Genomic DNA, 13,712 nt, shown 5'->3' on the forward strand with positions numbered 1-13,712 from the left:
CGCGATCATTCTGGACCCCCGAGATCAAACAACTCTTGCAGGGCGCCGTCGGTTCCTCATGTCCGGTCCAGCGTCTGCGTAATGACAAGACGCTACCAGAACAACCTCTAAGGAGAGGTTGAAAATCAAGGTAAACGGCAACCGCTATAAAAGGTTACCGGCAGGGTTTATTGTGTTTTGGGAAGGTAATTTTACGGATTGCTTTTACTGGCGATCGAAGGATGTCAGCATCCAGTCGCCAGAATTTGTCAGGCAGGTCTGACCGGTAAATTGCGCAATGCCTTCAAAGGAATGGCGCGTCGTGGTAAAGTCGCGGCAGATATGGCCCTGGTTGCGGGCTTCCCGGATATGAGAAACCACGCCGGCGCTGCCGGTGGTGGTGTTTGCCCAGGGCAGCGGCGAAGTCGTTACCTTGGAAAGATCGGCGGAGGACACGGCATTCTGCACGGTCACTTCGTCGGAGGTCGAGGTGGGGTTGCTTTTTACCGGGATCGTGCCGGTCGACATGCGGTCGACCTTGTCGCCGCCGAACAGATCGAGCGAGCTTGTGCATCCCGAAAGCGTCGCAACAACGGCGATAATGGCGAGACCTTTGGCCGCAAACGCGCGCGTCTGGCTTGTGCGGCCCACTGTCTTTGCTATCACTGCCAACTTGCGTCCACTTCGAAACTGTTTCGGATGCACTTCATAGATCAGGAGCATTTTCGTCAATATGACAGAAGTTGAGTTAACATCCGGTGACTTCACCGAGGAAAATGAACCATTTTCGTTGTTCGGCGCCTGGTTGAAGGACGCTACGGCTTCCGAGATCAACGATCCGAACGCCGTTGCGGTTGCAACCGTGGACGAAAATGGCCTGCCGAATGTGCGCATGGTTCTGTTGAAGGACTATGACGAACGCGGTTTCGTGTTCTACACGAATTTCGAAAGCCAGAAGGGGCGCGAGCTTTTGGGCCAGCAGAAAGCGGCCATGGTTTTCCACTGGAAATCGCTGCGCCGGCAGGTGCGTCTGCGCGGTGAAGTCGAGGTGGTGACCGATCAGGAAGCCGACGAATATTACGCAACGCGTCCGCGCGGCAGCCGCATCGGCGCCTGGGCATCAAAGCAGTCGCGGCCGCTGGAAGGCCGGTTCGCGCTGGAAAAATCGGTGGCCGAATACACCGCCCGTTACGCGCTCGGCGACATTCCGCGCCCGCCGCACTGGTCGGGTTTCCGCATCAAGCCGGTGTCGATCGAATTCTGGCACGACCGCCCGTTCCGGCTTCACGACCGCGTGGAGTTTCGTCGTGAAACGCCCGAGGGTGATTGGATGAAGGTGCGGATGTATCCGTGAGGGGTGCCTCTTGATCTTCTCCCCGAGGGGGAGAAGGTGGCCCGAAGGGCCGGATGAGGGGGGAGCCATTTGCATGTATGCCGTGCCCGGCCCCCTCATCGCCTCGCTGGCGCTCCGGCACTTCTCCCCACCGGGGAGAAGATGATCGTGGCATCGTCGCAGTCACCAAAATGGTAACAGCAAGATCACCCCACCACTTCCCCCGCCGGAGAAAGCTGCCCATCCGCCGCCATGCGCGGCTTGGCAGACAGCACGAACGGCAGGCCGGATGCCAGCGCCGAAACATAACGCGGCACCTGATAATAACCGTTGAGTGAAATGCGCGGCAGGCCGGTCATGCGGTCACGCATGTTTTCACTGAGCGTGCCCGGCCTTGTGGTGACGGCAAGATCGAAACCCAGTTCGCGGGCCAGATCCTTGTCGCGGGCCGAAACGGCGTTGGCCGTGCCGTAAGGGTAGGCGAAACTTTTCGGACGGCGGCCAAAAGCCGTTTCCATCCACTCGATACAGGCCAGCATTTCCTGCCGCGCTTCTGCCCTGTCCAGCAGGGCGATGGAGCGATGGCTGACCGTATGGGCGCCGAGCGAAGCGAGCGGGTTTTGCGCAAGCGCCCGCAATTCGTCCACATCCATCGTCAGTTGCGCGGTGATTTTCAGCGCATCGATGCCGTGTCGGGCGGCCAGCGCATCGATGATCGCCACCTGTTCAGTTTCGGGACCCGAGGCGATGAACCGCGAAAAATGGTCGAAGGCATCGAGCTTGTCGGTTGCGGTTTCGAGCGGCAGGGTGATCTCGCCAGAGCCGGAATTAGAGCCGGAAGCGGCGCCGAAATCGAAACGGATTTCCGGCAGCACGTTCAAAAGTGCGGCCAGCGTTTCCCACCACATGCCGTGGGTGCGCTCGGCAAAACCCTTGGCGACAAAGATGGTGAAAGGCACGCCATGGCGCTGAAACACCGGCAATGCGTATTCGACATTGTCGCGATAACCGTCATCCAGCGTGAAGGCGGCAAACGGTTTTGTGCCGGATACAGGCTGTTTCATCCGCGCTGCGACATCGCAAAGCGACAGGAATTCATAACCATCGGCCTTCAGCTGACGGATCGCCTGATCGAGAAATTCGGGGGTGATGTCGAGATGCGCATTCGGTTCTGCCGGGTGGCCTTCGGGCGGGCGCACATGATGCAGCGTGAAGATAGCGCCGCGCCCGCGCGCGGACGGCATGACGTTGGCACGCGTCGCGATGGCGGCGGCTTCAAGGCCACCGAAGATCAGCGCGCGCTTGACGCCGCGGCGCCAGATTGCGTCAAACCTGCCCGTCATCGTGTTCGTGCCACCCCAAACGTGTTCGTTTGAGGGAAAATAGCGCTGTTGTCTTAAGCGTTGTTAAAGAATGGGGGGCTGGGTTTGGGGGGGAGGGGCAATATCAGATGGGATCAGCCTTCATGGAGAGGAAGAGCCTCGATGGTGCCGGGTGTATAGGACAGCCCCCGTTCTTCAAGAAATGGAACAAGGCTCCAGAACGTTCCTTGTTCACCGTCCGGGCTGTAGCGCTCGCAGCCCAGCGTTTGCACATCGTGGCTCCAGACGGCCTCGCATTCCAGGCACAACTGGATGTTCTCTCCGGTCGCGATGATCCGGTAAGGCACGACCCAACCTTGTTCGCACACGGGGCAGTGTTTCCTATGGATATTTTCGGCACTTCCCCTCCTCACCGCCACGCATCCCACAGAGGCAGGCTGATCACCCCTGCCGCGGCAATCAGCGAATAACAAATCCAGCGAAAGGTCTTTTCGCTGGCGATGCCGAACAGGTGTGAGCCGAGATAAAGCCCGGCGCCGTAACCGGGGGCGATGATGGCGGCGAGCACCAGAACCTGCAGGGTGAGAATGCCGCTGACGATATAGGAGGTGGCGGAAATCACCGTCGCCAGCGCGAAATAGACCACCAGATTGGCGCGCACTGTCTGCGCCGGAATGGCGCCGCCCAGCCAGTAGGCGACAACCGGTGGGCCGGACATCTGTGCCGCGCCGCCAAAAAGCCCGGCGATCCAGCCGACGCCGATCGTCAGCGGCACTTTTGGGCGGCCAAGATACCGCCAGCCCGACATCAGGAAGGCGAGCAGCAGCAGAACCACGATGGAAATGATCCAGCGCAGCGTGATCGGTGAGGCGAGCGCCAGAAGCGCGGTGCCCAGCGGCACGCCGAACAGCGCGCCAATCAGCATCGTGCCGACCTCGCGGCGATTGGCCTTTTTCCATCCCGCCGGCACCATGCCGAGCGTCATCGTGCCATCGATCAGGAGAAGCAGGGCAGAGGCGATTTTTGGGCTCATCGCCGCGCCCGCCAGCGGCACAAAGATCAGCGCGCCGCCAAAACCGGAAAAACCTCGGGCAAGGCCTGCAATGGCGGCGGCGGCGAAGACGAAGGCAACTTGGCTCCAGCTCTGGCCGGGCAGCCAGGCATCGAGGGTGGCGAGAAGGTTTTCGAGGGGCATGGCGGGTGGGTCGCTGGAATGGATGCGAAGCGCCGCAGGTGGCGGGATTTTTGGGGAGGTGTCAAGCGGAGGGTTTTGGTGGGGCGGGTTTGAAGCCGTTGGCGATCCACCATTCGTTCTGTTCGTCGCTGTAGCCGAGTATACTGCCCAGTTGCCATTCCATGTCGGCCGTCCATGGACGTGGGCCGTTCATCAGAACGTCATAAGCATCGAACCGCCAGTCCTCGCCGGGCAGGGCGTAATAGATACGGATAAAAGTCCTGCCGCCGGCCTGCATCTCGGCAATACGCGCGATAATCTCTCCACGCTCAACATATGGACTGAAACACGCGCGCAGGTTTATCAGTGGATGAAAGTCATCCTCGCCGCTCACAACCGCAAACGGTTTGCGGCCGTCCAGCATCAGCGGCAGCTCGAAATTGGTGTGAACGAGGTATGGGGCTGTATCGATTAAATGTGGGCGCGTCAGTTCGACGTCGTGCGGCCATCTGGGTAGCGACACACCTATGGCTGCGGATATTGCGGTGAGTTCTCGGTCATCCGGATAATGAGCATAGCCCATCACTTCATCGACGGTCATGCCCATGATGTTTGCGATGACGGAAGGTGCTGCTTCGAAACATAACTCATGCGCCGAACAACCGGTCTCCGGTGAAAGGAATTTCAGGATGAATCTTTCCGTCACCTTGCCCACTCCCTGCCCGATGACTATCGGGAGTTGATGTTCACCCCGCGCCGGTAAAACCGCGTATCCACCTTCATGAACAGAAACGCTTCCGGCAAGTCGGCCTTCTCCACCTGCACAAAGCCATGCTTTTCATAAAACCGGTGTGCCGCCAGGAATTTTTCGGTGGTGCCGAGAAAGATCTCGTTCACACCGGCGTCGGTGGCATGCGCAAACAGTCGCTCCAGCAATTTTGCCGCCGTGCCATGTTCGCGGCCGCGCGCTGTCGCTGCCACGAACATTTTGCGAAGCGCCGCCTGATCGTTGCCGATATCCTTGCATCCGATCGTGCCGACAATGACGCCATCCTGTTCCGCCACCCAGAACCCGCCCTTATCCGTCTGGTAGAATTCGGGAATGATGAGGAGGTCGGGCTGGTCTTCAGCGGTGATATCAACGCCGAATTCTTCCCGCTGGATCGGCAGGATGACGGACACGACGCCATCCCTGTCCTGCGGTTCGAACGGCCGGACGATGATCTCGCTCATGACCGAACCTCTCAGGCCTTGGTGCCGCCCACCGTTACCTGATCCATGCGCAAATGCGGCTGGCCGACGCCGACCGGCACCCACTGGCCGGCCTTGCCGCAATTGCCAACACCCGTATCGAGCGCCATGTCGTTGCCGACCATGGAAATCCGCTTCATCGCATCCGGGCCGTTGCCGATCAGCATGGCGCCCTTCACCGGTGCGCCGAGCTTGCCGTTTTCGATCATGTAGGCCTCGGTGCAGCCGAACACGAATTTGCCCGAGGTGATATCCACCTGTCCGCCGCCGAAGGAGACGGCATAGATGCCGCGCTTCACCGAAGCGATGATCTCTTCCGGGCTTTTGTCGCCGGACAGCATGTAGGTGTTGGTCATGCGCGGCATAGGCACATGCGCATAACCCTGACGGCGGCCGTTGCCGGTCGGTTTCATGCCCATCAGGCGGGCGTTCTGGCGGTCCTGCATGTAGCCGACCAGACGGCCGTTCTCGATCAGCACGTTATAGGCCGACGGTGTGCCTTCGTCATCCACGGTGATCGAGCCGCGACGGTTGTCGATCGTGCCGTCATCGACGACGGTGACGCCGGGGGCAGCAACCATCTCGCCGAGCAGGCCGGCGAATGCCGAGGTTTTCTTGCGGTTGAAATCGCCTTCCAGACCATGGCCGACAGCTTCGTGCAGCATCACGCCCGGCCAACCATTGCCAAGCACGATATCCATCGTGCCGGCCGGCGCATCGATCGCCTCGAGATTGACGAGTGCCTGACGCAACGCATCGTCGGCGCCGCTTTTCCAGTTGCCGTTTTGCACGAACTCGCCGAAGCCGACGCGGCCGCCGGTGCCGAAGGAACCCGATTCCTGACGGTCACCGTCACCGACGACGACGGAAATGTTGACGCGCGTCATCGGACGCACATCCTGCACGCGGTGGCCGTCGGCACGCAGAATGTCGACCACCTGCCATGAGGCGGCGATCGAGGCGGACACTTGCCGAACCTTCGGATCCTTGTCGCGCAGATAGGCGTCGATTTCGGCCAGCAGCTTTGCCTTGGCCTCAAAACTGGGCTCGCCGATCGGGTTTTCGTCGCCGTAATATTTCTTATTTGTGCGCTGCGGGGCCGCCGCATAGGAGCCGGAATAACCCGAGGTGACGGCGCGCACGGCATCGGCGGCGCGCTTCAGGGCAGCTTCGGACATGTCGCCGGAATGGGCATAACCGACGGCTTCATCGGCCACGGCGCGCAGGCCAAAACCCTGGTCGGTGTTGAAAGATCCGCCCTTCAGCCGGCCATTGTCGAAGGCCAGCGATTCCGCCTGCGCATGTTCGAGGTAAAGCTCGCCATCATCGGCGCCGGAAAGAGACTGTGAGAGGATCTCGCGCAGTCTGGTTTCATCGACGTCGAACAGGTTGAGAAGGTCGGTGTTCATGAATGCTCCTTGGCGGCCTGTCGGCTTCTTCCGGTTCGGATAAGGAGCAAATCGCTGCACCTAAACCAAAATATATCAGGAATCCGATGTAGGACCGTCATCGGACTGACGCAAGCCTGACCTTGGCCTCAGTTCTGTCGATGACGTCGCCAACTCCTCTGCCGTCATCCTTGCCCACCGTCGTCATCCTCGGGCTTGACCCGAGGATCCATGCCACAACCGACGGCGCGCTTGGTTGTGGATCCTCGGGTCAAGCCCGAGGATGACGAAAATAATGAATTGAGGATGACGAAAGCAACGGTCCGCCATCGAATTGGCGCAAGCCTACCCCTGCGCCACCACCATCTGCGCCATGCGCGCCTTCAGATGCGCCTGCACCTCTTCCGGCATGCCATCCTTGGGAAAGGTGTCGAACACGGTCGTGTCGGTAAACAGCAGAAAAGCGCTCGGCAGTTCCCAGATTTCGGTCACGTCGCGCCACAACATGCGGCCTTCGCCGATATCCGAAATCACGCCGACGCCATCGGCATCGACGGTGACGTCCGCCGTGCGGCGGTTGCGTTTCAGCGTGCGGGTGATGAGCATGCGCCGGAAGATGAGGACGCAGACGAAGGGCGCTACGGCGAGAAGCAGCAGCACGCCGGCAAAGATGTCGTTGCCGCCGGTGCCGAACAGATAGACGGAAAACGCCGCCATCATCGCCGCCATCACCCACATCATCCGCTGTTCGGCAAAGGCCCGCCGCTGGATGAACGCACGAACGGCGTCCTTGAGGACGCCGTCGTCGTAAACGAGGGTAAAACGCTGGTTTTCTGAGGAAACGCTCACGGCAGGGCGTCGTAGCCGGGGCCAAAGCCGGTCAGCTCGATCGGAATACCGACGCGGTCCTGATCGACCGATTCACGCAGTGCGAAGACGGCGCTCTTGCCGGCGCGCAGGATGCGCATCAGTTCGTCGTCGATCTCGACCTCGACATAACAGCCCTCGTTGAAGCAACGGGTGAAATAGGCGCGGCCGATATTGTTGTTGTCGACGTAAAGCTCCATGCCATCCTTCAGGAGCACGCCGAGCGGTGCGAGGATACGGAGAATCTTCGATTTGTTGTCGGCGGTCTTCAGCACGACGACGGACAGGCCCACTTCCGGGCGGTCGTCGGCGATCACGTTCTGCATCAGCGCGCATTGTTCCGTGGCCGCACCCGCCGGCTTGTCGCACAGGACCGACCATGCACCATGGCTGCCGCGCACATTGCCGGGCTGCTGCGGCGTGGTGGCTTCTGCCCGCGGTTGCTTTTCGTTGGACGTCGGCGGCGCCAGCTGCGCGGATGCCGAAAAGGCAAAGCCGGTGGCTAAAGCGGCAACGCAGACGGACAGAAAACGGTGGCGGATAAGGCGAAGCGCCATGAAAACCTCAAGATATCGAATCACGGCGCCATTGTTGTCGCCGACCCCAGGAATGAAAAGCCTCAAAGCCTCTTTCCAGCCGAGTGCGGCGAAAGTGGGACTGCAAGCTCTTAACGCATGGGGGCTGTCTATCGGGGATGCGCCATTGTCGCAAGGGCCTGGTGTTGCGCGCTAAGATTGTGTGAAGGCAGGCTAAAATGCCGCAGGAGGGCGGCGGAGCGCATATTGCGACAAAACGCAAATTATGATTGAACCGAGGTATGTAGCAGGGAAACTACATTCTGATTTGAGCCGGATCAAAATGTAAGGGAGGTGCATGATGATTATTCGGGCTTTCGCGGGGGTCGGTACGCTGATCTGTCTGCTCTTGGCGACTGTTGCAGTCGCCGACCAACCAAAACCCTGGCAACTGGATCTCCAGGAGCCGGTGACGCCGATCATGCATCAGATCAAGTGGTTCAATCACTACTCGCTCTGGTTTATCGTGCCGATCACGCTGTTCGTGCTGGCGCTGCTCATTGTCGTGGCCGTCAAATTTCGTGCTGCGAAAAATCCGGTCGCCTCGCGCACCAGTCACAATACCGCGATCGAAATCGTCTGGACCGTCGCTCCGGTGCTGATCCTGCTGTTTCTCGCCATTCCCTCGTTCAATCTTCTGAACGCGCAGCTGACCATGCCGGAAAATCCGGACATCACGCTCAAGGCGACAGCCACCCAGTGGCAGTGGAATTATGAATATGAAGGCGGCGACAATCCGCTCGCCTTCGACAGCTACATGCTGAAGGAACCCGATCGTGCGGCCGCCGGCAAGGAAGATGTAAAGGTCTATCCGCGCCTTCTCGCCGTCGATAACGAAGTGGTTCTGCCCGTCAACAAGACCGTGCGCGTGCTGGTGACGGCCGCGCCGACCGATGTCATCCATGCCTTTGCCATGCCCGCCTTCGGCGTCAAGATCGACGCCGTACCCGGCCGCCTGAACGAAACATGGTTCAAACCCGAAAAGGAAGGCCTCTACTACGGCCAGTGTTCCGAGCTTTGCGGCAAGGACCACGCCTTCATGCCGATCGCCATCCGTGTCGTCTCGCAGGAGAAATTCGACACCTGGAAGGCGGCTGCCGCGGGAGATCTTCCCGGCGCCAACAAGGCATTGATGGCCGCGACCGATGCAGCACCTGCATCCGTTGCCGTGGCTTCGAAGTAAGGGGAGGGACACATTATGGCCGGACATAACGATCATAGCGATCACGCACATGCCGATCATGGGCACGACCACTCCCATGACCACGGGCATGACCATTCACACCACAAGCCGTCCTTCTTCACGCGCTGGTTTCTGTCGACCAACCACAAGGATATCGGCACGCTCTACCTGATCTTCGCGATCATGGCGGGCATTGTCGGCGGCCTGATGTCGGTTGCCATGCGCATGGAACTGCAGGAGCCCGGCATCCAGATCTTTCACGGTCTGGCGGCGATGGTTTACGGTTTCGAGGGCGATGCCGCCATCGATGGCGGCAAGCACATGTTCAACGTGTTCACCACGGCGCACGCGCTGATCATGATCTTTTTCATGGTCATGCCGGCGATGATCGGCGGTTTCGCCAACTGGATGATCCCGATCATGATCGGGGCGCCGGACATGGCGTTTCCGCGTCTGAACAACATTTCCTTCTGGCTGATCGTGCCGGCCTTCCTTCTGCTTGTCCTGTCGATGTTCGTCGAAGGCCCGGCAGGCGCTTACGGCGCGGGTGGCGGCTGGACCATGTATCCGCCGCTCGCCAGCTCCGGCCAGCCGGGACCGGCGGTCGATCTGGCGATCTTTGCGCTGCACGTTGCCGGTGCCTCGTCCATTCTCGGCGCCATCAACTTCATCACCACGATCTTGAACATGCGCGCACCGGGCATGACCATCCACAAGATGCCGCTGTTCGCATGGGCTGTTCTGGTCACGGCGTTTCTGCTGCTTCTGTCGCTGCCGGTTCTGGCGGGTGGCATCACCATGCTTCTGACCGACCGCAATTTTGGCACCAGCTTCTTTTCGCCGGAAGGCGGCGGTGATCCGATCCTTTACCAGCACCTGTTCTGGTTTTTTGGTCACCCGGAAGTTTACATCCTGATCTTGCCCGGTTTCGGCATCATCAGCCACATCATCTCCACCTTCTCCAAGAAGCCGGTGTTTGGTTATCTCGGCATGGCCTATGCCATGGTGGCGATCGGTGCGGTCGGTTTCATCGTCTGGGCCCACCACATGTATACGGTCGGCCTGTCGCTGGACGCACAACGCTACTTCGTCTTCGCCACCATGGTCATCGCCGTTCCGACAGGGGTCAAGATCTTCTCGTGGATTGCCACCATGTGGGGCGGTTCGATCACGTTTGCGACGCCGATGGTCTGGGCGATCGGCTTCATCTTCCTGTTCACGGTGGGTGGTGTGACCGGCGTTCAGCTGGCCAATGCCGGCCTCGACCGCTCGCTGCACGATACCTATTACGTCGTCGCGCACTTCCACTACGTGCTGTCGCTCGGCGCCGTCTTCGCCATCTTCGCGGGCTGGTATTACTGGTTCCCGAAGATGACCGGCTACATGTATAACGAGTTCCTCGGCAAGCTGCATTTCTGGGTGATGTTCATCGGTGTGAACCTGGTGTTCTTCCCGCAGCATTTCCTTGGACTTGCGGGCATGCCGCGCCGTTATATCGACTATCCGGATGCGTTTGCAGGCTGGAACTATGTCTCCTCGATCGGCTCCTACATTTCTTTTGTGGGTGTACTGATCTTCCTGTTTTGCGTATGGGAAGCCTTCGCAAGGAAGCGCGTCGCGGGTGACAACCCGTGGGGAGAGGGCGCAACCACGCTGGAATGGCAGCTGTCTTCACCGCCGCCGGTCCACCAGTGGGAACAGCTGCCGCGCATCAGATAAGCACTTGATACACTCTGGGGGGAGGCAGCGCAGCGATTGCGCCGCCTTCGCCATTCGATACGAGAACAGGACCACCGCATGACAGTCATTCAGGATCACGACACATTCGGCACCGAGCAGGGCTCCGGCCTGTCGGAAGCCAATGCGCGCGATTTTTTCGAACTCCTGAAGCCGCGCGTCATGTCGCTGGTCGTGTTCACCGGTTTTGTCGGCATGGTTCTGGCACCGGGCCATATCAACCCGATCCTCGGCGCCATCGCCATTCTCTGTATCGCCGTCGGCGCGGGAGCGTCCGGCGCTCTCAACATGTGGTATGACGCCGATATCGACGCGGTGATGACCCGCACCGCCAAGCGCCCTATCCCGGATGGCCGTGTGCAGCCTCGCGAGGCGCTGGCTTTTGGCCTGACGCTGTCGGTGTTTTCGGTCGCGATCCTGGGTTTGGCCGTCAACTGGTTCGCCGCCGGCCTGCTCGCCTTCACCATCTTTTTCTACGCCGTCGTCTACACGATGTGGCTGAAACGTTCGACGCCCCAAAACATCGTCATCGGCGGTGCGGCAGGCGCGTTTCCGCCCATGCTGGGCTGGGCCTGTGTCACCGGCGGCGTGTCGCTCGACAGCACCATCCTGTTCATGATCACCTTCCTGTGGACGCCGCCGCATTTCTGGGCTCTCGCTCTCTTCAAGATGCGCGATTACGGCTCGGTCGGCATTCCGATGATGCCGAATGTGGTCGGTGAACGTTCCACCAAACGGCAGATGTTCGTCTACACGCTGCTGACCATGGCGGTTGCCGTCGCGCCGGCCATCACCGGTCTTGCCAGCATCGGTTACGGCATCTTTGCCTTTGTGCTGAGCGCCATCTTCACTTTCTATTCCATCCTCGTGCTGCGCATGCCGGATGGCGATGAAAAGATGGTGCCGGCGAAAAAGATGTTCTTCTATTCCATCTTCTATCTGTTCGCCATTTTCAGCGCATTGCTGGCCGATCATTGGCTGGCCGGCGTCTGGACCGCCATTGGCGGCAACCTGTTTGGAGTGAGTGGATGATCGAAACGGTCAAGCTCAACGAGGCGCAGAAAAAATCCAGGCGAGGGCGCAATGTGGCGCTCGGTCTGGTGCTCGCGGCGCTGGTCGTGCTGTTCTATATCGTGACGCTGATCAAGATCGGCGGCTTCGCAAACTGACGGGAGGCAGGATTGACGGAGGAGACAGGGAGGAGAGAGCCGGGTTCGCCATCTGACGGCGGAGCTTCGGCCGGCGTGCAGCCGTCCGCGGCAAAAACCGCCAAGCGGATGAGCAACGGTTCCATTTTCGCGTTCTGCTTCATCTTTGCCGGTGGCATGGTGGGCGCGGCTTACGCATCCGTGCCGCTTTATCGGCTGTTCTGTCAGGTGACCGGTTACAACGGCACCACCCAGCGCGTCGAACAATATTCCACCCGCATTCTCGATCAAAAGATCCGCGTCACCTTCGACGCCAATACATCGAGCGGTCTCAACTGGGATTTCCGCCCGGTGGAGCGCTCCATCGAGCCAAAACTCGGCGAGACGGTGCAGATTTCCTACAAGGCGACCAACCGCTCCCCGCATGACGTGACGGGCACCGCCGTCTTCAACGTCACGCCGATGGAAGCGGGCGCGTATTTCAACAAGGTCCAGTGTTTCTGTTTTACGGAAACCACGCTGAAGGCCGGTGAAACGCTGGACATGCCGGTGGTGTTCTTCGTCGATCCGGATCTCGCGACGGCCGAAGAGACAAAACATATCCGCACGATCACGCTGTCCTATACATTCTATCCGAGCACGCGGGCGGCCAAGCCCGTCGCGGCACTGCCGGATAAAAACGCGACGGACGGCAAGAAACTGTAAGAGGGTTTGCCTTCGGGCAGAAAAGGTTCAGGTCAGGGGAGTGACGACATGGCCGATACGCATCAGAAGAACCACGATTACCATATCATAGACCCGAGCCCGTGGCCGTTTCTGGCCTCGATCGGCGCCTTCGTCCTCACCTTTGGTGGCGTCGGTTACATGCGTTACCTGCATGGCAGCGAGTTCAAGATCTTCGGGCTGAACCTTGCCACGCCATGGCTGTTCTTCATCGGTCTCGCCATCGTCATCTACACGATGATCGGCTGGTGGGCGGATACGATCAAGGAAGGCCGCGAGGGTCACCATACCCGCGTCGTCTCGTTGCATCTGCGTTACGGCATGATCATGTTCATCGCTTCGGAAGTGATGTTCTTCGTGGCATGGTTCTGGGCATTTTTCGATGCCAGCCTTTATCCGCACGAGGCAATTCAGGCCTCGCGTCTCGAATTCACCGGCGGGCAATGGCCGCCCAAGGGCATCGAGGTTCTCGATCCCTGGCATCTGCCGATCTACAACACCGTCATCCTGCTGCTTTCCGGCACCTGCGTGACCTGGGCGCATCACGCGCTGCTGCATGGCGACCGCAAGGGCCTGGTCAACGGTCTGGCGCTGACGGTGGCGCTCGGCGTGCTGTTTTCCTGCGTGCAGGCTTACGAATACGCACATGCGCCGTTCGACTTCAAGAATTCGATCTATGGCGCCACCTTCTTCATGTCGACCGGCTTTCATGGTTTCCACGTTCTGGTCGGCACGATTTTCCTGATCGTCTGCCTGATCCGGGCGATCACCGGTGGCTTTACGCCGGAAAAACATTTCGGCTTCGAGGCGGCTGCCTGGTACTGGCATTTTGTCGACGTCGTCTGGCTGTTCCTGTTCTTCGCGATCTATATCTGGGGCGATTGGGGCGCGCCGCTGGCTCATTGAGTTAGCAGCGCAGACCGAACAGGAAACAGGGAAGGCGGGTGTTGGGAGGCGCCCGCCTTTTCTCTTTTTGACGGCTGGACGTGGCGCGGTTGCCGGTGCGATGATTTGTTTTCCGCAATGCTCGCA

General features: G+C 59.8%; 16 protein-coding genes. 7 read left to right on the forward strand and 9 right to left on the reverse strand.

Annotated features, from left to right (window positions below; genetic code table 11):
* Nucleotides 1–204 precede the first annotated feature (204 nt).
* Complete coding sequence (locus EDF70_RS08380; RefSeq protein WP_348639720.1) at nt 205–645, reverse strand: RT0821/Lpp0805 family surface protein; 441 nt, start codon at nt 643–645, stop codon at nt 205–207.
* A 67-nt stretch (nt 646–712) separates the two neighbouring features.
* On the opposite strand from EDF70_RS08380, the gene pdxH reads away from it, so the two are divergent.
* Nucleotides 713–1,333 (forward strand): pyridoxamine 5'-phosphate oxidase, encoded by a 621-nt coding sequence (pdxH, locus tag EDF70_RS08385; protein ID WP_132272903.1) that lies wholly within the window; start codon nt 713–715, stop codon nt 1,331–1,333.
* A gap of 185 nt (nt 1,334–1,518) precedes the next feature.
* Here pdxH and EDF70_RS08390 read toward each other — a convergent pair whose 3' ends face one another.
* The 8 genes from EDF70_RS08390 to EDF70_RS08425 form a co-directional block, all read right to left on the reverse strand.
* A complete protein-coding gene (locus EDF70_RS08390; protein WP_132272904.1) occupies nt 1,519–2,655 on the reverse strand; it encodes a polysaccharide deacetylase family protein in 1,137 nt (378 codons plus the stop codon).
* 113 nt (nt 2,656–2,768) lie between these two features.
* On the reverse strand, nt 2,769–3,002 hold the full coding sequence (locus EDF70_RS08395) for a hypothetical protein (protein WP_132272905.1): 234 nt from the start codon (nt 3,000–3,002) through the stop codon (nt 2,769–2,771).
* 41 nt (nt 3,003–3,043) lie between these two features.
* Nucleotides 3,044–3,829, reverse strand: coding sequence for a sulfite exporter TauE/SafE family protein (locus EDF70_RS08400; protein WP_132272906.1), 786 nt, complete (start codon nt 3,827–3,829; stop codon nt 3,044–3,046).
* A 61-nt stretch (nt 3,830–3,890) separates the two neighbouring features.
* Nucleotides 3,891–4,514: a hypothetical protein gene (locus EDF70_RS08405; protein WP_132272907.1), complete on the reverse strand. Its 624-nt coding sequence runs from the start codon at nt 4,512–4,514 to the stop codon at nt 3,891–3,893.
* Nucleotides 4,515–4,537: 23 nt separating this feature from the next.
* On the reverse strand, nt 4,538–5,041 hold the full coding sequence (locus EDF70_RS08410) for a GNAT family N-acetyltransferase (protein WP_132272908.1): 504 nt from the start codon (nt 5,039–5,041) through the stop codon (nt 4,538–4,540).
* 11 nt (nt 5,042–5,052) lie between these two features.
* Nucleotides 5,053–6,468: a metalloprotease TldD gene (gene tldD, locus EDF70_RS08415; protein ID WP_132272909.1), complete on the reverse strand. Its 1,416-nt coding sequence runs from the start codon at nt 6,466–6,468 to the stop codon at nt 5,053–5,055.
* A gap of 324 nt (nt 6,469–6,792) precedes the next feature.
* Nucleotides 6,793–7,296, reverse strand: coding sequence for a YcxB family protein (locus tag EDF70_RS08420; protein WP_132272910.1), 504 nt, complete (start codon nt 7,294–7,296; stop codon nt 6,793–6,795).
* The gene (locus EDF70_RS08425) at nt 7,293–7,871 is read right to left on the reverse strand and encodes an invasion associated locus B family protein (RefSeq protein WP_132272911.1); all 579 of its coding nucleotides are present in this window, start codon (nt 7,869–7,871) and stop codon (nt 7,293–7,295) included. Before EDF70_RS08425 ends, EDF70_RS08420 begins: the two co-directional genes overlap by 4 nt.
* A 319-nt stretch (nt 7,872–8,190) precedes the next feature.
* Here EDF70_RS08425 and coxB point away from each other — a divergent pair, with 319 nt between their 5' ends.
* From coxB to EDF70_RS08455, 6 genes are all read left to right on the forward strand, one after another.
* On the forward strand, nt 8,191–9,072 hold the full coding sequence (gene coxB / locus EDF70_RS08430) for a cytochrome c oxidase subunit II (RefSeq protein ID WP_132273683.1): 882 nt from the start codon (nt 8,191–8,193) through the stop codon (nt 9,070–9,072).
* Nucleotides 9,073–9,087: 15 nt separating this feature from the next.
* A complete protein-coding gene (gene ctaD, locus EDF70_RS08435) occupies nt 9,088–10,791 on the forward strand; it encodes a cytochrome c oxidase subunit I (RefSeq protein WP_132272912.1) in 1,704 nt (567 codons plus the stop codon).
* Between the two features lie 78 nt (nt 10,792–10,869).
* The gene (locus EDF70_RS08440) at nt 10,870–11,841 is read left to right on the forward strand and encodes a heme o synthase (protein WP_132272913.1); all 972 of its coding nucleotides are present in this window, start codon (nt 10,870–10,872) and stop codon (nt 11,839–11,841) included.
* The gene (locus EDF70_RS08445) at nt 11,838–11,978 is read left to right on the forward strand and encodes a hypothetical protein (protein ID WP_165931966.1); all 141 of its coding nucleotides are present in this window, start codon (nt 11,838–11,840) and stop codon (nt 11,976–11,978) included. The genes EDF70_RS08440 and EDF70_RS08445 overlap by 4 nt, the downstream gene beginning before the upstream one ends.
* A gap of 108 nt (nt 11,979–12,086) precedes the next feature.
* Nucleotides 12,087–12,662 (forward strand): cytochrome c oxidase assembly protein, encoded by a 576-nt coding sequence (locus EDF70_RS08450; RefSeq protein ID WP_132273685.1) that lies wholly within the window; start codon nt 12,087–12,089, stop codon nt 12,660–12,662.
* Nucleotides 12,663–12,710: 48 nt separating this feature from the next.
* On the forward strand, nt 12,711–13,586 hold the full coding sequence (locus EDF70_RS08455; protein WP_132272914.1) for a cytochrome c oxidase subunit 3: 876 nt from the start codon (nt 12,711–12,713) through the stop codon (nt 13,584–13,586).
* Nucleotides 13,587–13,712: the final 126 nt, after the last annotated feature.

It is taken from the genome of Neorhizobium sp. JUb45 (assembly GCF_004343585.1).
Classification (GTDB): domain Bacteria; phylum Pseudomonadota; class Alphaproteobacteria; order Rhizobiales; family Rhizobiaceae; genus Neorhizobium.

Bases quoted from the DNA above. Each gene is read 5' to 3' on its own strand.
- pdxH (WP_132272903.1), top strand. From the start codon at position 713: ATGACAGAAGTTGAGTTAACATCCGGTGACTTCACCGAGGAAAATGAA.
- EDF70_RS08390 (WP_132272904.1), bottom strand. From the start codon at position 2,655: ATGACGGGCAGGTTTGACGCAATCTGGCGCCGCGGCGTCAAGCGCGCG.
- EDF70_RS08400 (WP_132272906.1), bottom strand. From the start codon at position 3,829: ATGCCCCTCGAAAACCTTCTCGCCACCCTCGATGCCTGGCTGCCCGGC.
- EDF70_RS08410 (WP_132272908.1), bottom strand. From the start codon at position 5,041: ATGAGCGAGATCATCGTCCGGCCGTTCGAACCGCAGGACAGGGATGGC.
- tldD (WP_132272909.1), bottom strand. From the start codon at position 6,468: ATGAACACCGACCTTCTCAACCTGTTCGACGTCGATGAAACCAGACTG.
- EDF70_RS08425 (WP_132272911.1), bottom strand. From the start codon at position 7,871: ATGGCGCTTCGCCTTATCCGCCACCGTTTTCTGTCCGTCTGCGTTGCC.
- coxB (WP_132273683.1), top strand. From the start codon at position 8,191: ATGATTATTCGGGCTTTCGCGGGGGTCGGTACGCTGATCTGTCTGCTC.
- ctaD (WP_132272912.1), top strand. From the start codon at position 9,088: ATGGCCGGACATAACGATCATAGCGATCACGCACATGCCGATCATGGG.
- EDF70_RS08440 (WP_132272913.1), top strand. From the start codon at position 10,870: ATGACAGTCATTCAGGATCACGACACATTCGGCACCGAGCAGGGCTCC.
- EDF70_RS08445 (WP_165931966.1), top strand. From the start codon at position 11,838: ATGATCGAAACGGTCAAGCTCAACGAGGCGCAGAAAAAATCCAGGCGA.
- EDF70_RS08450 (WP_132273685.1), top strand. From the start codon at position 12,087: ATGAGCAACGGTTCCATTTTCGCGTTCTGCTTCATCTTTGCCGGTGGC.
- EDF70_RS08455 (WP_132272914.1), top strand. From the start codon at position 12,711: ATGGCCGATACGCATCAGAAGAACCACGATTACCATATCATAGACCCG.